Origin of the sequence: Stenotrophomonas sp. GD04054 (genome assembly GCF_029836955.1) — a bacterium.
Lineage (GTDB): Bacteria > Pseudomonadota > Gammaproteobacteria > Xanthomonadales > Xanthomonadaceae > Stenotrophomonas > Stenotrophomonas maltophilia_A.
The window spans coordinates 61,754-81,258 of record NZ_JAOECR010000003.1 but is presented as its reverse complement, the minus strand read 5'-3'; the positions used below and the strand labels follow the sequence as shown (position 1 = coordinate 81,258).

General features: G+C 63.8%; 19 protein-coding genes. 11 read left to right on the top strand and 8 right to left on the bottom strand.

All coding sequences use genetic code 11. The annotated features are described in order from the left end of the window. The first annotated feature begins 56 nt into the window (after nucleotides 1-56). Together N7573_RS03285 and N7573_RS03280 are read left to right on the top strand one after the other, a co-directional pair. Nucleotides 57-785, top strand: coding sequence for a hypothetical protein (locus N7573_RS03285; protein WP_279943074.1), 729 nt, complete (start codon nucleotides 57-59; stop codon nucleotides 783-785). Then, nucleotides 785-1,822 carry a phage portal protein gene (locus tag N7573_RS03280; protein WP_279943073.1) on the top strand — a complete coding sequence of 346 codons (1,038 nt, stop codon included), beginning with the start codon at nucleotides 785-787 and terminating at the stop codon, nucleotides 1,820-1,822. The genes N7573_RS03285 and N7573_RS03280 overlap by 1 nt, the downstream gene beginning before the upstream one ends. A 168-nt stretch (nucleotides 1,823-1,990) precedes the next feature. Here N7573_RS03280 and N7573_RS03275 read toward each other — a convergent pair whose 3' ends face one another. Continuing rightward, nucleotides 1,991-2,356 carry a hypothetical protein gene (locus N7573_RS03275; RefSeq protein ID WP_279912461.1) on the bottom strand — a complete coding sequence of 122 codons (366 nt, stop codon included), beginning with the start codon at nucleotides 2,354-2,356 and terminating at the stop codon, nucleotides 1,991-1,993. Between the two features lie 833 nt (nucleotides 2,357-3,189). Next, nucleotides 3,190-4,269: a serine protease gene (locus N7573_RS03270; protein ID WP_279912460.1), complete on the bottom strand. Its 1,080-nt coding sequence runs from the start codon at nucleotides 4,267-4,269 to the stop codon at nucleotides 3,190-3,192. A gap of 286 nt (nucleotides 4,270-4,555) precedes the next feature. On the opposite strand from N7573_RS03270, the gene N7573_RS03265 reads away from it, so the two are divergent. Both N7573_RS03265 and N7573_RS03260 read left to right on the top strand, forming a co-directional pair. After that, on the top strand, nucleotides 4,556-5,203 hold the full coding sequence (locus N7573_RS03265; protein ID WP_279912459.1) for a hypothetical protein: 648 nt from the start codon (nucleotides 4,556-4,558) through the stop codon (nucleotides 5,201-5,203). 60 nt (nucleotides 5,204-5,263) lie between these two features. After that, nucleotides 5,264-5,950 (top strand): hypothetical protein, encoded by a 687-nt coding sequence (locus N7573_RS03260; protein ID WP_279912458.1) that lies wholly within the window; start codon nucleotides 5,264-5,266, stop codon nucleotides 5,948-5,950. A 24-nt stretch (nucleotides 5,951-5,974) separates the two neighbouring features. Here N7573_RS03260 and N7573_RS03255 read toward each other — a convergent pair whose 3' ends face one another. After that, nucleotides 5,975-6,367, bottom strand: coding sequence for a DoxX family protein (locus tag N7573_RS03255; RefSeq protein WP_121504312.1), 393 nt, complete (start codon nucleotides 6,365-6,367; stop codon nucleotides 5,975-5,977). Between the two features lie 118 nt (nucleotides 6,368-6,485). On the opposite strand from N7573_RS03255, the gene N7573_RS03250 reads away from it, so the two are divergent. Together N7573_RS03250 and N7573_RS03245 are read left to right on the top strand one after the other, a co-directional pair. Continuing rightward, entirely contained in the window at nucleotides 6,486-6,905 is a 420-nt protein-coding gene (locus tag N7573_RS03250; RefSeq protein ID WP_279912457.1) for an H-NS histone family protein, read from the top strand. A gap of 49 nt (nucleotides 6,906-6,954) precedes the next feature. Further along, nucleotides 6,955-7,362: a hypothetical protein gene (locus N7573_RS03245; protein ID WP_279912456.1), complete on the top strand. Its 408-nt coding sequence runs from the start codon at nucleotides 6,955-6,957 to the stop codon at nucleotides 7,360-7,362. A gap of 21 nt (nucleotides 7,363-7,383) precedes the next feature. Here the strand turns inward: N7573_RS03245 and N7573_RS03240 are convergent, their stop codons facing one another. Next, nucleotides 7,384-8,025, bottom strand: coding sequence for a glutathione S-transferase family protein (locus N7573_RS03240; RefSeq protein ID WP_071227820.1), 642 nt, complete (start codon nucleotides 8,023-8,025; stop codon nucleotides 7,384-7,386). Between the two features lie 127 nt (nucleotides 8,026-8,152). On the opposite strand from N7573_RS03240, the gene N7573_RS03235 reads away from it, so the two are divergent. Further along, a complete protein-coding gene (locus tag N7573_RS03235; RefSeq protein ID WP_032128572.1) occupies nucleotides 8,153-8,569 on the top strand; it encodes a hypothetical protein in 417 nt (138 codons plus the stop codon). Between the two features lie 7 nt (nucleotides 8,570-8,576). On the opposite strand, the gene N7573_RS03230 is transcribed toward N7573_RS03235, so the two are convergent. Beyond that, the gene (locus N7573_RS03230) at nucleotides 8,577-9,380 is read right to left on the bottom strand and encodes a helix-turn-helix transcriptional regulator (protein WP_279912463.1); all 804 of its coding nucleotides are present in this window, start codon (nucleotides 9,378-9,380) and stop codon (nucleotides 8,577-8,579) included. Between the two features lie 65 nt (nucleotides 9,381-9,445). Between N7573_RS03230 and N7573_RS03225 the strand changes: the two genes are divergently transcribed. Continuing rightward, entirely contained in the window at nucleotides 9,446-10,339 is an 894-nt protein-coding gene (locus N7573_RS03225) for a DMT family transporter (protein WP_279912455.1), read from the top strand. Between the two features lie 8 nt (nucleotides 10,340-10,347). Here N7573_RS03225 and N7573_RS03220 read toward each other — a convergent pair whose 3' ends face one another. Together N7573_RS03220 and N7573_RS03215 are read right to left on the bottom strand one after the other, a co-directional pair. Beyond that, nucleotides 10,348-11,376: a hypothetical protein gene (locus tag N7573_RS03220; RefSeq protein ID WP_049423782.1), complete on the bottom strand. Its 1,029-nt coding sequence runs from the start codon at nucleotides 11,374-11,376 to the stop codon at nucleotides 10,348-10,350. 258 nt (nucleotides 11,377-11,634) lie between these two features. Beyond that, nucleotides 11,635-14,469, bottom strand: a complete 2,835-nt coding sequence (locus N7573_RS03215; RefSeq protein WP_032128574.1) for a TonB-dependent receptor — start codon at nucleotides 14,467-14,469, stop codon at nucleotides 11,635-11,637. Between the two features lie 554 nt (nucleotides 14,470-15,023). Here N7573_RS03215 and N7573_RS03210 point away from each other — a divergent pair. After that, nucleotides 15,024-15,476, top strand: a complete 453-nt coding sequence (locus tag N7573_RS03210) for a PA2169 family four-helix-bundle protein (RefSeq protein ID WP_005419568.1) — start codon at nucleotides 15,024-15,026, stop codon at nucleotides 15,474-15,476. Between the two features lie 85 nt (nucleotides 15,477-15,561). On the opposite strand, the gene N7573_RS03205 is transcribed toward N7573_RS03210, so the two are convergent. After that, the gene (locus N7573_RS03205) at nucleotides 15,562-17,052 is read right to left on the bottom strand and encodes an MFS transporter (protein WP_279912454.1); all 1,491 of its coding nucleotides are present in this window, start codon (nucleotides 17,050-17,052) and stop codon (nucleotides 15,562-15,564) included. Between the two features lie 107 nt (nucleotides 17,053-17,159). Here N7573_RS03205 and N7573_RS03200 point away from each other — a divergent pair, with 107 nt between their 5' ends. Together N7573_RS03200 and cml are read left to right on the top strand one after the other, a co-directional pair. Continuing rightward, nucleotides 17,160-18,065 (top strand): LysR substrate-binding domain-containing protein, encoded by a 906-nt coding sequence (locus N7573_RS03200; protein WP_032128595.1) that lies wholly within the window; start codon nucleotides 17,160-17,162, stop codon nucleotides 18,063-18,065. Nucleotides 18,066-18,263: 198 nt separating this feature from the next. Continuing rightward, complete coding sequence (gene cml / locus N7573_RS03195) at nucleotides 18,264-19,451, top strand: CmlA/FloR family chloramphenicol efflux MFS transporter (protein ID WP_279912453.1); 1,188 nt, start codon at nucleotides 18,264-18,266, stop codon at nucleotides 19,449-19,451. Nucleotides 19,452-19,505 lie beyond the last annotated feature (54 nt).

Below are 19,505 nucleotides of genomic sequence, written 5' to 3'. Positions count from 1 at the left end.
TAGCTCGCCGACACAGTGTCGGGCGAGCCCCCCAATTGTTTCAATGGAGATTCAACATGAGCGACATCCAGAGCATCAACACCACCACCACCGACCTGGCTATTCAATCCGGCGAAGGGAGCAAGGCTGCGTCGGTATCGGAGAACAGGCGGCAGCTGAATGAGTTGGCCCAGCAGTTGGCCAGCGCGGTGCAGCGCAAGCGCGCCCTGGTAGGTAAGGTCGATACGATGCAGCGTGCCAAGCAGGCTGCACAGGGTGATGCCGCCGCTGCTCGCCAGCAGTGGGGTGCCAAGCTGCGCGAGAACGATGGCACGCTAACGCGCGACATTCAGAAGCTGCGCGCCAACGAGCGTTCGGCACTCTCGCTGGCTGAGGAATATGAGGCGATGGAGGGTGAGATTGCAGCCGAACTGCCGCGCCTGGAACTGGAGTTGGTCGAGGTGGCGGACCGTTGCCTCCGCGCTAGGAGCACCGTCACCTGGGAAGTGGCCGATCAGGCCTACGAGCAGTTGCTGGCACAGGCTGGGGACAGCCTAGCCTTCGCATTTGCGTTGTTCTCGAGAGCGGAGAACTCTGGCGATGCAGGCGCACTTGTCAGCCGGTTCTTTGGTCGACTCGGCAATGCGGTGCGCCATCGCCTGGAAGACGCCGCAGTGAAGGGTCAGATAGAAGACGTGTTGGCGCTGCCGTCGATCGACCTGAGCGGGGTGGACATGGAGTTGATGCGTAGCCCGATTCGCCGTTCAAAATTCCGAGAGAAGATCAATGCTGGGGGCGTGGCGTGATGGATCCGCGCGCCGATGCAGCTGTCGGTGAAGTCGTGCCCGCGCGTAGCGCGGGCACTGCCGGAGCTGTCACAACCTTTTCCTTTGGCGATCCAACGCCCGTGCTGGACTCGCGCGGGTTGTTCGATTATCTGGAATGCTGGCGCAACGGTCGCTATTACGAGCCGCCGATCACCCTCAGTGGCCTGTCGCGCACCACGCGCTCCAATCCGTTCCTGCACAGTGGTCTGACCTTCAAGCGCAACATGCTGGTGCGTACCTTCGTCCCGCATCGATCGCTGGACCGCACCGCGTTTTCACAGCTGGCGCTGGATTACCTGGTGTTCGGCATGGCCTACCTGGGGCGGCAAATCTCGCACTCTGGACGGCTGTTGCAGCTGCACCCGTTGATGGCGCAGTACATGCGCCGTGGTGTGCAGCCCGGGGAGTTCTTTCAGGTGCGAGCCGGGCGGGCCGAGAATGAATTTGCGCCTGGCTCGGTGCACCAGTTGCGCGAGGCCGATACCGATCAGGAAATCTACGGGTTGCCGGAGTGGCTGGCCGTTGTGCAGTCGGCGCTGCTGAACGAATCGGCCACGTTGTTCCGCCGCAGGTACTACACCAACGGCTCGCACGCCGGGTTCATCCTCTACATGACCGATCCGCAGCCGGAGGGCATGGACGTGGACGCCTTGCGTGAGGCGCTGCGAGACTCACGTGGGCCGGGCAATTTCCGCAACCTGTTCGTGCATTCGCCCAATGGAAAGAAGGACGGATTGCAGCTAATCCCGATCAGCGAAGTGGCTGCCAAGGATGAATTCACCGGCATCAAGCGCGTGACCCGCGATGACATTCTGGCCGCGCTGCGCATCCCCCCGCAGCTGCTGGGTATCGTCCCGCAGAATGCGGGCGGATTCGGCTCGATTCGGGATGCGGCCACGGTGTGGGCGTCGATGGAACTGGCACCCCTGCAATCGCGCTTGGCCATGGTGAACGAGTGGATCGGCGAGGAGGTTATTACCTTCGCCCCGTTTGACCTGGTGCCTGCAACAAGCTGACGCTCTGTCTGTTGCGCCGATGCCGGCTTCAAAGAGCGGGAGCACAGGCCTGCAGCCGCGATTGCCGCGACCGCGGTGTGCTGGACAGCGGGATGACCCCAAGGTGGCCACAGCGGGCCGCTGACGCGGCCCCATCATCGACGGGATGCCCCCGCCCCCACATTGCTGCTAGCGCTCCACGAAGTTCCCGCTTTTGTCCGGTGCAGCCTTGTTCGGACGCGGCTTCCTGAATCCGTAAAGCGCACAGACCCCTGCGATTACCATCTCATTGCCTTGGCCGTGCGCGTCCCAAGCTGCCTTTGCGGAGCTAGGGGCCTCCGACCATAGGACAAAGTAGCCATTCCGGTCGATCGTGTAGAACGGAATCTGAGTCCACTGCTGGCAATCGATGAGGTTCTTGACGTAAGCCCAGTTGCCGTATGTATTACCTATGGCAATTCGTTCCCACACGTCGATGTGGGGAGGCTTTCCTTGCACAGACGGCTGATGAACTTGGACGCGATCAGACACGCCATGCCAAGCCAAATCGTTCATGAGTTGGATCCCAACGGGATTCTGCGCGCTAAGGGGCGCAGCCAGAGTGGCGCTGAAGAACGGGACTGCCCATATGGCCAGTCTCGTCAAAATCGGGGCTCTAGCGATCATCGTGTCTTCCTTGGTCTGTAGCCCATGCGCTTCTCTGCGGCACTGGCTGTAACCAGTGTAACCAGTCGTGTCCACGAGGTGGTACGAGTCGGTGGTAATCGCAAGTCGTTGATATGCAAGGTGTGCACGAATGGTGTAACCAGCGTACCAATGTAACCAGCAAATACTGTTAGTCAGAAATACCACATGGAAGATGTCGGGCGGCAAGACAGCAGCTAGACCGGCGAAACCCTTGGGAGACAATGGGGTCATAGGGGAAGTGAGACAGCGGTGCCTGCAAGAGGCTTGTAACCAAAAAAGTGTGCCACACCCCCTTTTCATGGCCTTCCTGAAACACTGTAAGCAGTGGGTGTTTCTTCTTGGACGCTATTGGATGCTTGCTTTTTCTCCCTTACTTGGCCGCCCAAGTCTGGCTTCCATCTCGCCGCTCAACGCTCCGTTAGGCCGCCCTTTTGCGCAGGGATTCGCAGGTAGTGGCATGGCCTCTCAATGCCCCTGACAGCCTTGCTGGGCCTGTCAGGGGCCCGCGTGCAGGTAGTGCAGAAAAACCACTCTATGAAGGGTGCAGGCGTGGCGGGGAGACGAGTGCGCGCGCAGAGGGGAGAGGACGGCTTGCAGGCAACCCAAGGGGGCGCCGACTCGCGCGCATCGATGGTCATGCAGCTCGCGTGTGCGATGCTTGCCTCTCTATCTGTAGCCTATGGAAGAGTCGCCTCAAGTACTCACTCAGCGTCGCCAGTCATGAAGTCATATCCGCCCATCAGGTGACTTCCCCACCGGACTAGGTGGCCGGGGGGCAGCTGGGCTAACAAGGCTTCAGCATGACCTTGCGAGCTTGCCACGTCCGCGAGCTGGAAGGTTTCAGAGTTGTAGACGCAGAAGCCCCAGCGACGGCCAGGGTTTGTGTCATCTAGCGTCGGGGCAAGTTGAGGCGCTTCTGGGACCATGGCCAAGCAGGTTGCGTAGCCAAGGCCCGGCGCTCCGTCGCTCGGCTCCCATGAAGAACTGACTATCCCTATCACTTCGCCAAACCTATTGAAAACGGGCCCGCCGCTCATCCCGGACGGCCAATCCGCTTCAACTTCGAAAACTGGTGATGGATGTGCTGCGCCTCGCCCATCGGGGAACAGATCTGTGACGGTTCCGTAGACCCCGAACATTCCCTCTCGCAGATAGCGCGCGATCTCATCCCCGCTCATTGCCTCAAAGTGAAGCTCGGGGTATCCGACCGCGAACACCATCTCACCAACGTTGGGGCGGTAGCCGAAATTCACGGCCACTGTGTGGAACGAAGGAGCGTCAGCATCTAGCAAGATGCTAACGCCGGCGATATCGGGGCCAACTTGAAAGCCGGCATCACCCTGTAGCTCTGATAGCGGATTAGCTCTCTTCTGCGCAACGATGGCGTCCACACGCTGGATAGGGGCCCAACATGGCTCAGGTATGCCCACAGTTCCAAATGCAACCCCATAGCCAAGTAGAACGGTGGAGTGGGGCGACTTGGTAATATCTGCGCTGATTCGGGCATCCGGTTTGATCTGGCGCAGATGCCGGGCGCGGACGCAGTCCACGACGTGGTCCGCAGTCAGTAGTCGGCCCCAGCCGTCAACATGGAAGGCGGTGCCAGCTCCGCGTATAGACCCGTCCACATCGCGCTGGAACACGGGTACGACCGCCCGGCGCAAACCAAAGGGGTCATCTATTGGAAAGAGGGTGCCGTGCTTGGCACCTTGACCGTACGGAAATCGGGGGGCGTGAGTCCGAAAGGCGTCAAAGGTTTTAGGGGCAAAGGTGCCAGACATAGGCCGGAGTCCAGGTCGGTAGTGTGCGTGTAAGGTACTCGGGGCGACTTCTGTATGCAGCCCAGGCTTACACCCGATTGCCGCGCGGCGTCCGTCCTCGGCTCTTAGCCTTTGCTCTCTGACGGTAGCTTTGGCGGTAAGTGTCCCGGCTTACCATATGGAAATACAGTAAAAACAGTATGATAAATGGTTCATGTGGTTCCTGGTGGGCCCACCAACCCAGCATGCATGAACGGCTGCTGGTCTGCCTTCAAGGCAACATCTGATCCACACGCAAGGATCGAACATGCCCGACACCCGCGCCCCGGTGGAAGACTTCACCACTGAAATCGAAGACAGCCGGCATCTGTTCGCCTGGTGCCTGGTGCGCTACGGCCAGATTCCCGAAGCGCTGGCAATCGAACAGGCACGCGAACGCTATCCGGACCAGACCGCCGGCCACGAATACGAGCACGAACTGCTCTTCCACGACGAGCCCTGGCATTGGGCGATGCTGCATGTGCTGGGCGAAGGGTATTGGCACCAGAACCCGGAACTGTTGCAGCCGTCGCTGGAGTACGACACCGAATCGGACGCGCTGTGCCTGGCGCGCGGCGAGCCGATTCCCTTGCTGGATGAGGATGAGTATCTCGGTGCGCTTGCGCACGCGCGCCATATGCATGCGTGGACGTTGATCCATCAGGCAGGGATTGACGAAGAGCAGGCACAGCGGCAGGCGCTTGAGTACTACGCGTACTTTCCGCCGCATCATCGCTGGCGCATGTGCGTCCACGATGCGCGCGCTGCATGGGTCGACGTGATGAGCGTGCTGCACATCAATGACTACTGGAGCCGGCCCGAACTGCAGAGGCCGCCTGAGGCGTACTGGCGCGCGTCACGTGCATTCGCCCTGGCACAGGGGCTCCAGCTGCCGGAAACTCCGCCTCCCTCATGAGAGGGCGCTGCAAGGGTGGCATGATGCGGCTTCCGCCGATCCGTACGACAAGGAGCCCGCATGAAGCGCAGTGCCCGTATGTTCGTCGCCCTGACTGCCCTTGCGGCACTGCCTGCCGCTGCCGAGCCGTCCGACTCACCCAAGCGCCCGTCGGTTGACACCCTGCAACGCCTGATCGTCGACAAGGCACCGCAGACGCGCGTAGCAACACCGGACCACGAGCGCATCACCGCACGGCGCATCGATATCGTCGATGACACGGGGGTGATCCGCATGACGCTGTCCGGAAAGACACCGGCACCGATCATCGATGGCCTGCAGTACAAGCGCGCCTTCAATGTGGCCGGCATGGTGCTGTACGACGACAAGGGCAGCGAACGCGGTGGCTTCGGCACCGCCGATGTCGACGGCGGCATGGCGGTGCTTGCGCTGGACCATCCGGCGATGGATGCGATCGGCTGGCGGGTATCACCCGATGGTGCGGTGAGTTTTTCGATCAACCAGGCGCCGAAACTGATCCGTGAGCCTGCATTGGGCAACAAGCTGATTCCTGGGGTGCAAGCACCGACCCGCATCGGTCTGGTGGTCGGGCCTGACGGCACCCCGGCCATTGCGTTGAATGACAAGGCAGACCGCACGCGACTGCGCCTGACTGTCACTGCGGAAGGCTACGGCGCGATCGAGTTCCTCGATGCGCAGGGCAAGGTGATCCACACATTGGCGCCGGAGGCTGAGCTTCGGCGCTAGCGCGTGCGGGTCGCCGATCGGCGCTTACCCGCGCCGCCCCCTGCCATCAATGCTGTACCGCCCGGCCCCGGTGCAGGCCAGTAGCAGGAAGCCACCGGCCAGCCCCAGGTTCTTCAGGAACATGATCTGTTGGGTCTGGTCGGCGAAGTTGTGATGGAAGATGAAAGCGGTGACCAGGCTGAAACCCACCAGCACGATCGACACCAGCCGGGTCTGGAAGCCAAGCAGGATGCACAGTCCGCTGCCGATCTCGAAGGCGATGGTGGGCCAGAGCAGGATGCCGGGCACGCCCATCGCTTCCATGTAGCCCTGGGTGCCGCTGAGATCACCGAGCTTGCCCAGGCCGGAGATGAGGAACAGCGCCATCAGCAGGATGCGTGCAAGCAGGTAAGCGAGCGAATGGGATGAGTGGCTCACGTCGGTGTCCTCGGAGATGGCCGGCGAAGGCGATCGGAGCCCACCGGCAGTGAAGCCCGTGTCTACGCCAAGGGCAAGGCGCCTTGACAGCTGGCCGTCCGCAGGAGACCTTTCTCCCATGACGATTGATATTGAATCGCTCAGCCTTCGGGAGCTGGGCGCCTTGGTGGTTGCCGCTGAACAGCGGAAACAGCTGATTTCCAGCCGCCGTCCGGCCAGTGCGGTACGGCGGATGTTGAAGGCCGCAGCAGCAGAAGCGGGGTATACCCTCGAAGAGCTGTTCGGCGGAGAGGTGAACGAAGAGGCCGCTCCCCACCGGAAACCGGCACGGCGCAGAACCGGGAAAGTGGCTGCCAAGTACCGTGACCCGGAGTACAAGCGCCTGACCTGGTCCGGCCGCGGGCGCATGCCGCGCTGGCTGGCGTCCAAGGTGCAGAAGGGCCACAAGGTGACCGACTTCCTGATTCCTGGCCTGGCCCGGCCGACGGCGCGCAAGAGGAGCCCGATCGGCAAGCGCACGGTTTTCAAGAAGGATTGAACCTGCCGCGCTGCTACCCTGCCGGGGTCTTTGAACGAAGGAACACGGGATGGCACACGATGGCAGCATGACGATCTCACCCAGAGTCCTCTACATCGCGGCAGGCGCGGCGGTGCTGGTCAGCCTGCTGGCCTGGGCGGTGGAATGGAGTGGGATGGCCTATGTCTGCCCGTACTGCCGCGTGCAGCGCACGGTCATCGGCGTGCTGGGTGTGCTGACGCTGTTTGCACGACCGGGCGGCCTCATCGTGCCGTGGTTGTCGTATGCCGCGGGCGGCTTCGCATTCGTGGTCGCGGCGATGCAGCACTTCAACGGCTGGAAGCGTATTTCCGCCGGAGATTTCAGCTTCAACGCGCAGTGGTATATCGACCCGTGGCTGCTGTCAGGTTGCGCGATGCTGATCCTGGTGGCGCAGCTGATGCTGGTGCAGACCGCATGTCGGCGCAGTCTGCACTGAAGCCTGCCCACGGGCGTAGCGTCAGGCGTTCTGGAACACCGCCAGCTGCGCAGCAAACGCACGCTGGTAGGCGGGGCGCTGCGTTGCACGGCCCACATAGGCCACCACCTGCGGGTACTCATCGAGGAGGCCGCTGCTCTTCAGGCGCAGCAGCACCGAAACCATCATCAGGTCGCCGGCGCTGAACTCGCCCTCCAGCCACAACGCCGACCCCAACCAGGCGGACAGCTGTGACAGCCGCATACGCACGCGCTCATCGAGCATTGGCAGACGCTGCGCATACCAGGGCTGCTCGCGCTCCAGCACCCAGGCCATCGAGCGCTCGACGATGGGCGGCTCCACCGTATTCAATGCAGCGAACACCCACATGATCGCGCGCATGCGTGCATCTGGATCAGCAGGAAGCAGGCCGGCATGCTGCTCGGCCAGGTGCAGCACGATCGCGCCGGATTCGAACAGGATCTGGCCGCCGTCCTGCCAGGTGGGGATCTGCCCGAAGGGGTTGCGGGCCAGGTGCGCGGGCTGCTTCAGCTCGGCAAAGCCGAGCAGCTGCACGTTGTAGGGCACGCCCAGCTCCTCCAGCGCCCAGCGCACGCGCATGTCACGGGCCAGGCCCTGGCCGCGGTCCGGGGAAGTGGCGAAGGCGGTGAGGATCGGGCACATCGTGGCACTCCTGCAGGTCGAAGGGCCTGCCTTTCCTGTTCCGACGAACGACGGGGCGGGAAATCGACACCCTTCCCGGGACGGCGGGCGATACACTGCCCGCCACCCACCACACCTGTGCCTCCTCATGTGGCAGCGCCGCACTTCCCTGGCCGAACTGCAGCAGCAACGCGATGTGCTGCAGGCTGAGATGGATGCGGACGCCCAGCGATGGGTCTCACAGCTTCCGCCGGATGATCTCGTGGCAGCGCTGATGCCGCAGGCGCGCCGGCTTCAGGAGCTCAATCAGCTGATCCTGCGGGCTACACCGCCGCGTGAGCTGATGAAGCGCCTGAAGGCGCTTGAGCGACAGCTGCTCGAACCCGGTACACAGAACGCAGGCGTGCGGAGGGGACTGGAAGATGAACTGCGCGATCTGCACCTCTATTTCAGCAATCCCCGCCGTCGCCCATTGACGGCAAAGGTCATTCTCATCCTGTTCGCCTGCGTTCTGGCCGCCTTGTTCCTGCCGAGGCTGCTTGTGGACCTGCTGATCGCTCTCTAGGCCGCCCTCACCCCGCCCGATGCAGCTTCCGGTACTGATCCGGCGTGCACTGCGCGTGTCGCTTGAACATCTCAGCGAAGGCGCTGACGCCGGAATAGCCCAGCTCCTCGGCGATCCGGCTGATCGGCCGGCGGGTGCACAGCGCCTCGGTGGCGCGCACGAACTTCACCCGTCCACGCCAGTCGCCGAGCGACATGCCCAGCTCGCTGCGTGCCATGCGCTCCAGCTTGCGCACGCTCATATGGTGCCGCTGCGCGATTTCGGCAACCGATTCGGCCACCGACAGGTGTTTCTCCATGTACGCCATCACCTGCTTCAGTGCATCGCTGCTGGCGATCGGCAGGAAGCTGGGCAGAACGGCCGCATTGACGATCTGGTCGATGACCACGGCGGCCATACGCCGCTGGGCCGGGGTCTGCGGATCGGTCACGCCCTGCCGTGCCAGTTCGTGCAGCAGCTCGCGCAGCAGCGGGCTGACTTCCAGTGCACGGCAGCGATCAGGCAAGCGGCGTGACAAGGCCGGCGACAGATAGGCCGAGCGGTAGGCCAGCTGCGAGCGGTTGCGCGAATAGTGGGCCATTCCCGGTGGAATCCAGATCGCGTAGTGCGGCGGGGACACCATCCATTCGCCGTCGATCTTCATCTCCATCACACCCTGCGCGACGAAGTTGAACTGGCCCCACGGATGGCTGTGCGTGCCCCAGTCCGTGGGCTCCATCGCACCCTGCCGGAAGTAGATCGGACCGGGCAGCTGGTGGAAGGTGGGGATTGGCTCCATCGGTTGCCGCAAGCCGGGGTCGGTGTGGCGCATTTTCGGGATGTCCTCGATATGCGCCAAGCGTACGCTGGCCATTCCCCTACGTACACCCGCGTTCCGTGAACTATCTTTTCCCGATCCTCGCCTGCCTGCTGTGGGGCGCGAACACCATCGTTACCAAGCTTGCTTCGGGCTCGGTCGGTCCCATCGACATCGGCTTCTTCCGCTGGCTGGTCGCGGCGCTGGTCCTGCTGCCGTTGGCGCTGCCACGTCTGCGCGAAAACCTGCCGACCGTGCGCGCCAATCTCGGGCGCTTCCTGGTGCTGGGCTGCCTGGGTGGGGTGATGTACCAGTGCCTGGCCTACTATGCGGCGCACTTCACCTCGGCCACCAACATGGGGGTGATCCAGGCACTGATTCCGTTGATCGCGCTGGCGCTGTCGCGCGTGTTCATGGGCCATCCGGTGCGAGGCACTTCCATTCTTGGCGCGGTGATCTCCACTGCCGGTGTGGTGGCGGTGGTCTCGCAGGGCGACCTGGCGCGGTTGGCAGCGCAGGGCCTGAACCGCGGCGACGCGATCATGCTGATCGGTGCATTGGCGTTCGCCGCCTACAACGTGCTGATGCAGCGCTGGAAGATTCCGCTGTCGGTGCTGGAGTCGCTGTTCCTGCAGGCCACCGCTGCATCGCTGATCCTGTTGCCGGTACAGCTGCTGGTCGGCACCGGGGTGAACAACCTCACGGCGGTCGGCTGCATCGGCTTCGCCGCCGTGTGCGCTTCGATCCTGGCGCCGCTGACCTGGATGACCGGACTGTCACGCCTGGGCGCTGCGCGCGTCTCTGGCTTCTTCAACCTGGTGCCGATCGTGACCGCCGCGCTGGCTGTACTGCTGCTGGGAGAATCGCTCAGTGGCTGGGTACTGGGCGGTGGCCTGCTGGCGGTGTCCGGCGTGGTGTTCGCTGAGTACAGCGCCAGGCGCGCCGCCGCAGTGCCGAGCGAGCAGCCCGCATAGGGCTTCGGTCATGCGGGATACGTGTCTCCGCTCAGCGCCTGTTCCACCCGCTGTTGCAGCGCGTCTGCATCATGGCCGCGTTTGCCCTGCAGGCTGAGATACAGCGAAAGCGGGTCCACCACATCGCCAATACTGGTGAATGCCGGCGGATAGGCCCAGATCTGCAGCCGTGCGCTCTGAAGGCAGTCCGGGCCGGGCATGGGAAGTGCGCCCAGCAACCGCCACGCATCGATGTGCAGTGCGCGGGTGCCACCGATCGGGGGCGGTGACGTTTCAGCAAGCGCATCGAGGCCTGCCATCGGCGCCGGATGCCCCGCATCGCGGAGTGCCTCGGCGGTCGGGCCCCAGCAGACATCCACTTCCTTCAGGATGGGGGAACGCAGGAACGGCTGTGCCCTGGCCCAGACCTCGTCGCGGTTGCCGGCCAGCTTCAGGAAGCGCTCGCGGCCACCGGTGGAGCGCTCGACCAGGCCGCGACCGACCAGTTCGGCAGACAGGCGCGACGCCGTCATCGAGGTGTAGCCGGCGACGGCACTGATCTCGCGCGGCGACCACCAGCGCGACTGGCCGCTCAGCAGCACGTGGATCAGTACGGCCTGCGCCGAAGGCAGCAGCGAGATGGCTTTCTTCTCATGATCGGGGTCGTCGCGGAACTCAATGGCCAGGCTCGGCGCGAACAACTGGGTGTGCGGGACCACGAAGTCGATGTGGTTCTCGACCAGGAAGCGGCGCTGGGTCGGCGTGAGATAGGGCGAGACGTACAGCACCAGTGCATTCGCTGCAGAGCGCAGGCAGCGCACATCCTGGATCACGCGGGTGCTGGATTCGCCCGGCTCGCGGGCCACGGCGAGCATGGCGGGGGTTTCCCCGTACAGCATCAGCCCGGCGAGGTGGTAGCGCGATGCCATCGCGTGGGGAATGGCATGCAATGAAGCAAGTGGATGCACTGCCGAGGCGAGCCCGGGAAGAATCCTGCGCAGGTACCGCTGCGCGTCAGCGACCAGGTCGGTCAGGCCGGTGCGAACTGCCGTCGTCATCTCGTACTTCCCTTGCAGCGGCATGTCCGGAAGATCGGAACCCGGCCACACCGTCACATTCAGTGGTGAACCTGGAGACGGGTGTGCAGTGTCGGGGCGCGTGGCGATCCATGCGGTCCTGCTCCTTAGCCGTCATGACATCAAGTGTTGCCGGGAACCTTGGAGATTCCGTCGAAAAACGATGGAGATTGGGTGGAGGCGGTGTGCATCGTGGCCGGCGGACTCCCCTTCCGCCGGCCACGAGCACGGACCTGCCCGTCAGAAGCGCTGCGAGTACTTCACGTACACGGTGCGGCCGATATCGAAGCCGCCGTAATAGGGGAAGGAGCTGGACGGCTTGGAGAACATGATCGGGCCCTGGTGGTTGAACACGTTGTTCGAACCCAGCGCCACGGTGCCGTCCCACGGCAGCTTGTAGCTGACCTGGATATCGTGGAATGCATTGGAGCCGACCTTGCGCAGGGCATCCGGTTCACCGTAGGCGTAGCGGTCGGGCAGGGTGCACGGACGGTTCGGTACGCAGTTTTCAACCATGCCGGAGTAGTAGCGCACGGTGTACTGCGTGCTGAAGTTGCCGAGCTGCCAGTTCACACCCAGGTTCGAGCGCAGGCGGGAAATGCCCGGCTGGCCGATCCGGCCCATCATGATCGTATCGCCGGCCGAGTTCTGGTTCTCCTCGTCGTACTTGGAGACATAGCTGTTCTGCAGGTCGATGGTGAAGCGGCCGAACGAGAACTCGGGCAGGCGGTAGCGGATACCCAGGTCCCAGCCTTCGGTTTCCATCGAGCCCAGATTGGCCAGACCGTAGAACATGCTGGTGATGTGGCCATCGCCAGCGCGCTTGACGCTGCCACAACGCGAAGCGTTGCCGAGCACGTAGCAGTCACGCAGGATGCGGTCGACACTGTCCTGGATGATCATGTTGGTGATCTTGTAGCTGTACCAGTCGAGGTTGATGTCCAGCCCGTCCACCCAGCGCGGGCTCCAGACCACGCCCACGGTCTTGCTCTTGGACTCTTCCGGGCGCAGCTTCGGATCGGAGCCGGTGGTGAACTCGTCAGGCGTGGCGCACGGATAGCTGGCGCAGGGCTTCAGGCTCTGGTTCAGCTGCTGGTAGCCCAGCGGGACGCCGGCGGCGTTGCAGGCGGCATTGCCGTTGACGCTGTTGGTGGCGCCGATGCCGCACGGGTCGACATAGGTTTCGAAGCTGGTGCCCAGGCCGCCATACAGATCGGAGATGCTCGGTGCGCGGAAGCCTTCGGCGAAGGTGCCACGGATCATGAGCTCTTCGATCGGACGCCAGGCGAAGCTCGCCTTGGAGTTGGTGGTGCTGCCGAAGTTGCTGTAGTCGGAGTAGCGCGTAGCCAGGTTCACGGTCAGTTCCTTGGCGAACGGCAGGTCGCGCAGGATCGGCACGTTCACTTCGGCGAAGAACTCGTTGAGGCTGTAGTCACCGGCGGTGGTGGATGCGCCCAGTGCAGTGCTCTGGCGCGACTGGGCGAAGGCATCGGGCACGAAGCGGCCTTCTTCCTTGCGGTACTGATACCCCAGGGCGACGGACAGGTCACCGGCAGGCAGTTCGATCACCGGGCCGGAGATGTTGGCGAAGTAACTGCGGGTCTTGGTGATGCCGGTATCGTTGAACGTCGGGAACAAGAAGCGCTGCAGTTCGGGATCGGAGAGAGAGCCAGCCCCCGCGACCCCGAACGGCAGCAAAGGATTCCAGGCCAGGCAACCCGAGACCGGCGATGCCGCCGTGCCACACCGGGCCACACCGTTGGCATCGAGGTAGGAGGGCCCCAATGCCTGCCGGGAAGCGATCAGGCTCATGTCGCCACGGCCTGTTTTTGTAACTTCATTGCGGTTGAACAACGCGCCGACTTCCCAGTCGTACGTCTTGGTGCCCAGCTCGAAGTAGCCGGACAGACTGGGTGCAACCCGCAGCGACTTCAGCTTGCTTTCGGTCGTGCGCGGCACTTCCCACAGGCGGCGATTGAACGCGATGCCGTGGTCGAGCGGGTTGAATACGCTGGCCGCGTCCAGCGGCGTGCCGAACTTGGTCGACTGGTACGGGTAGCCCGCGATCTGCTGGTCGGTGGTGCGCTCGTTGTAGCCGATGTCGGCAGTGAACTTGATCTGGTCGGTCAGCGCATAGTCCGTGCTCAGGAACAGCGAGCGGCGCTCGATGCCGGTCTGCAGGTGCATCTGGTCGTTGCCGTTGGCGAACTCGGCCGGCGTGATCGGGTGGTAGTCGTTCGGGTTCTTCGGATCGCCGCCACGATTGAGGGTCTTGAATACGGCATCACCGGTATTGCACTTGTAGAGCGCCGGGTCGCACCACGAACCGTTCTGGCTGATGTTGCTCCAGTCCGCGCCCGGGTAGTTGGGGCCGGCGCCGCCGTACCGGGAGAACTCGCGGTCGCGGGCAAACACTGGATCGGACTTCTGGTATTCCAGCGCAAGGGTGTAACCGCCGCGCTCGCCGCGAGCGCCGGTGACCAGCGAGAACGTGCTGTCCTTGCCATCGCCCTGGCTGAACTGCCCGTGCTGCATGGACACTTCCAGGCCTTCGTAGTTCTTGCGGGTGATGATGTTGACCACGCCAGCGATTGCATCCGAGCCGTACAGCGAGGAGGCGCCGTCCTTCAGCACGTCGATGCGTTCCACCGCGCTCATCGGAATCTGGCTGAGATCCTGCAGGCCGCTGGTGGTGGCGCCGAGCCGCTTGCCGTTGACCAGAACCAGGGTGCGCGTGGCACCCAGATTGCGGATGTTGACGTAGTAGCCGCCAACGTTCTCGCCGGACGCCAACGCGCGCGCACGCGAAATGGTCGGCGCGCCGGTGGAGGTCAGGTTCTGCAGCAGGTCGGCGATGGTGGTGAAGCCCTGCTGCTCGATCATCGCGCGGGTGATGGCGATGATCGGCTGCTGCGTTTCGATATCCACGCTGCGGATGGCCGAACCGGTAACCTGGATGCGATCGAGGTTCTTCGGTGTTTTATCGCTGTCATCCTGCGCATGCGCGGCCGGTGACCAGGCAGCGGCCAAGGCCGTGCCCACTGCCAGGGAAAGCAGGGTGTACTTGTAGTGCATTTGGCTCTCTCCAAATCCAGTTGAATGGGTTTCCGCATCGCTGCGTGGAAACCGATCTGAAATCCCGCTGTGCGGAATCGGAAGGAACCTAACACTCCGTTTACAACTCGATTACGTTATGGACGCGTTATCGTCGCGCGCCGGATACAGCGTTCATGCACAGGCCATGCACGAAACCGCGACGCGCACCAAGGGTGCTCTGCTTCAGTCTGGCTGCGGGCTGATGACAGACTCCAGGAGACATCCGATGAATACCCCCGGCAAACCAAGACCCACGTGGAAGCAGTGGCATGTGCTGTTGCTGGTGCTTGCCATCGCACTGTTGGTGACGCTGATCATCGTCATCGCGCCATGGTGAGTCGTCGGCGTTCTGCTCAGGTACCGTGAACGCGGAAATGCGACGGGATGAAGGAGTCAGGGCGCGTTGAGGGTGGTGATGCATGCATCAATTCGTACTCACCCAATCGGCACATTCAAACCTCCACAGTGGTCCCGAAGGCAACGCACTCGCGCTGTCATTCTCCATAGACCATCGAGCACACAGGAGCGATTCCATGAGCACCCAGTCCACCATCGAACACCGCCTCAACGATCTGATCGAGATCGCCCGCGACGGAAAGTCGTTCTACGAGGAAGCTGCGACCAAGGTGAAGGATGCCGAACTGTCGGCCCTGTTCACTCGTATTGCCGGCGTCAAGGGCCGCATCGTCGCCGCACTGAGTGGCTCCGTTGCTGCCAGCGGTGGCAAGCCGGCCGAGCACGGCACCGTGGTCGGTTCGATGCAGCAGTTCTATGGCAAGGTCCGCGCTGCATTCGGCGACACCAACTATGGTTACGTGGCCGAGCTGGAAGAGTCCGAAGACCGGCTGCTTGGCGCGTTCAAGGACGTGCTGAAGGACAACGAACTGCCGCCGGCCGTGCGCCAGGAAGTCACCCAGCTTCTGCCTGAAGTGCAGGAGTGCCATAACGTGATGCGTGCTCGCAAGCACGCCATGAAGGCGGCCTGACGATCATCGGCGGCCTTCTCCCCGGGGCCGCCACGGTCGGGGCAGCGTGGCTGCCCCGGCCATCTCAGCAACCAACGCCGCAGCATCATTGCTGCATGGGGCTACGGCCCAGCAGCAACACCGCAAGGCTGGCCAGCAGCGCGGCGATGGCCGACGTCCACAGTGCACTGGCAAATCCATGGCTGTAGATCGCCTGTGCGAAGGCGGCGGTGCGCGTATCGGCGAAGGTGCCGGTAGCGATCGCATCGGCCATGGGCAGTACGTTGCGCGCGGGAACCGCCGCGGACAGTGCGCTGCGGATGCCCAGGCTCAAGGCACTGGACAGTACGGTGAATCCGAGCAGGATGCCGACAAAGCGCGTGGTCGCGCTGATGCCGGAGGCCATGCCGGCGCGCTCGCGCGGTGCCGCGCCGATGATGGCTTTGGATGTCTCGCCATTGAGGATGCCGCCGCCGGCACCGATCACCACCATTGCGACGAGTGCCAGCCACGGCAGGTGCTGCCACGCGGCCAGTCCGGCCACGGCATTGCCCGCGGCGGTGACCGACAGCCCGATCGCCAGCACCGCCGGACTGGTCAGATGGCGACCGAGCCGCCGGCCCACGCTGGGAAACAGCAGCATCGCCGCAGCGAACGGAAGCATGCCAGCACCGGCAGCCAGTACGCTCAGGCCGATGCCGTTCTGCAGGTACTGCGGCAGCATCGATGCCATCACCTGTGCGCTGACCGAATAGCCAACCATGGCAATGAGTGCGCCGACGAAACGCGGACTGGCCAGCAGCCCGAGATCGACCATGGGATGTGACCGTGCCCGTTCAACGATGACGAAGGCAACAGCCATGATGATGGCCAGGCCCAGCCCAATCAGCGCCGGGGCCGATGTCCATCCTTCTGCCAGTCCTTCCACCAGGAAGAACACGATGCCGAAGATGGCAGCGCTGAACGTGATGATGCCGGGCGGATCGAGCGGGCGGACCACGCTGTCTGACGACTCGGGTATCCAGCGCAGAGTGCCGTAGCCGAGCAGGCCCAGGAACGGCAGGATCGCGACGAACACCGCGCGCCAGCCCCAGAGTGCGGACAGCACGCCGCCGATCAGCGGTGAGAGCACCATCATCACGCCCATGGCTGTGCCCCAGAACGCCCATGCAGTGTCCTTGGCGGCCCCCTCGTGGTACGTGTGGCCGATGATCGACAGCGAGGGTGCCAGCAGAAAGGCTGCACCAATGCCCTGCAGAGCCCGCGCCAGGTAGAGCAGGGCAGCACCGTGCGCCAGTGCGCAGAGCAGAGAGGTGAGGGCGAACAGGCTGATGCCGATCAGCAGCACCCGGCGGCGGCCGTAGCGGTCGGCGACAGCACCGGCGGGCAGCAGCAGTGAGGTGAAGGACAGGATGTAGGCACTGATCACCCACTCGATATCCGCGAATCCAGCGTGCAGGTCACGTGCGATGCTGGGCAATGCGACCGCGACGGCATTGGTCTCCAGCACGGTCATCGTGCAGCCCAGCGAGGCCACCAGCAGGACCGCGTCAGGCAGCGTGTGCCGTGCAGGCGAAGGGGGAGGAGAGGGCGGCACCGGTCACTCGCAGGAAGGGGAGGACGGCCATTCCATCAATGATCGGTGTTTGTTTCATTCTCGGTGTTTTCTGGTTACGTTAGCTTGAACCTAACGAAATGCCGCCCATGGAACGCCGTCACCTGGAGTACTTCGTCACCCTGGCCGAGGAGCTGCACTTCGGTCGTGCGGCCCTGCGCCTGGGAATTGCCACTCCCACGCTGAGCGTGCAGATCCAGGACATCGAGCGTCGGCTCGGCACGCGCCTGTTCGACCGCGGCCGGCGCGAGGTGCTGCTGACCTCGGCAGGCGAGGTGTTCCTGGCGGAAGCCCGTGATGTGCTGCGCCGGTTCGAACAGGCCGAAACCCTGGGCCGGCGCGCGGGGCGGGGTGAGATCGGCAAGATCGAGATCGGCTACGTCGGCTCGGCGCTGTATGCCGGAGCATTGCAGGATCAGCTCAGCCGGTTCCGCAGCCGCTACCCGGGCGTGGAACTGCAGGTGAGCGAATGGCCGATGGGCGAGCTCCCGCAGCTGCTGCAGGAAGGACGGGTGGATGTGGTGTTCTGCCGGCCTCCGATGGATGTGCCCGACAGTTTCGGCGAACACACCCTAGTCGAAGACCAGTTCTGCGTGGCCCTGCCGGAAACCCATCCGCTGGCGCAGGCCCGGTCGCCGGTACAGCCGGCATCATTGGCCCGGGAGGGCTTCGTCATGCCGGAGCAGCCGGTGGGCGCAATGGAAGTCGGGCGCCGCGGCGGGTTCATTCCACGTATCCGTTCCCAGCCCGGACATCTTGCGGCGGTGTTGGCCGAGGTGTCGGTCGGCGTTGGTTCGGTGGCGATCGTGCCATCGGTACTGCAACGCACGCTGGTGCTGCCCGGAATGATCTATCTGCCACTGGCGGGCCCCACCATCGTCTCGACCATCGCTGTGCAGTACCGGCGGGCAGAGACTTCGCCAGTGGTGCGGCGGCTGATCGAGCAGGTGAAGGAGACACCGTGCAGGCGCATCGACATGTTGCCCCTGGCCTGAGCGCCGCGCGGCAGGTGGACGATTGCTACACTGGTGCCACCTGCATTCGCATTCGATGGACACCATGAACAACGGGAACGGTCCGCAGACAGTTCGCTGAGCCGCAACAACGATGCAGACGTTGTTGCGGTGATCATCCCTGCGATGCACGCGAATTGGATGGATCACCGCCGGATTCACTCTGGGCGGAGACTCCCCATGTTCAATCGACAGGCCCCGCGTTGGGCCCACCCGCTGCCATCGGCCATTGTGCTGATGGCGCCGTTCGACCTCCTGGCCTCGCTGGCCATGGACATCTATCTTCCTGTGGTGCCGGTGATGCCGCAGGCATTGCAGACATCACCGACGCTGGTGCAGCTCACATTGAGCATCTACCTGCTGGTACTTGGCCTCGGCCAGTTGCTGTTCGGCCCGTTGTCCGACCGCATCGGGCGGCGGCCGGTCCTGTTGCTGGGGGCGTTGCTGTTCGCGCTTTCGTCGTTCGCGCTGGCCATGTCCAGCAGTGGCGCGGCATTCCTGGCCTGGCGAGCCGTGCAGGCGGTGGGAGCGTCGGCGGCACTGGTGGCGACCTTTGCCACGGTGCGTGATGTGTATGCTGATACAGCCGAAGGCGCGTCGCTGTACGGGCTGTTTGCCTCGATGCTGGCCTTCGTGCCGGCGCTGGGACCGATCCTCGGCGCCCTGCTGGCAGGCGCCTTCGGCTGGCGCGCGATCTTCGTTCTGCTCGGCGTACTGGGCATGATCGCCGGCATGCGCGCGGTACGGCATTGGCAGGAAACCCGCCCGCAGTGCCGGGACGCGTCGCGACCCGCGCTACGACGCATCCTCGGCAGCGGCGCGTTCTGGGTCTACACGCTGGGCTTCAGTGCGGGCATGGGCACGTTCTTCGTGTTCTTCTCGGTCGCGCCCCGGCTGCTGGTCGGGCGCATGCAGTACTCGCCGCTGTCGTTCAGCCTGGCCTTCGCCACGGTGGCGCTGGTGATGATCGTCACGGCGCGGATGGCGAACGTGTGCATTGCCCGCTGGAACCTGCGCGGTACCTTCCTGCGTGGCCTGTGGGTGATGGTGGCCGGGGTACTGCTGATGGCGTTGGCCGCAGCGTGGCCTCCCTCGTTCGTCGGAGTGGTGCTGCCCATGTGGGGCATCGCGGTGGGGCTGGTGATGGTGGTTTCGGTGGCTGCAAGCGGCGCGCTGCGTGATTTCGCCGATGCGTCAGGTACGGCGGTGGCCCTGTACTACGCCGTGCAGAGCCTGATCGTGGCAGGCATCGGCACGCTGGTTACCCTCGTGCTGCCCGGCGATACCGTGTGGCCGCTGGTGGCCTATGGGTTGCTGTTGCCACTTGCCAGCCTGGCAGGTGCCGCCGCGCTGCGGCATCGCGCATAACGCTGGGTGGCGGGCAAAAAAGGGGGCGGCCGCAAGGCCGCCCCAACCCGTCAA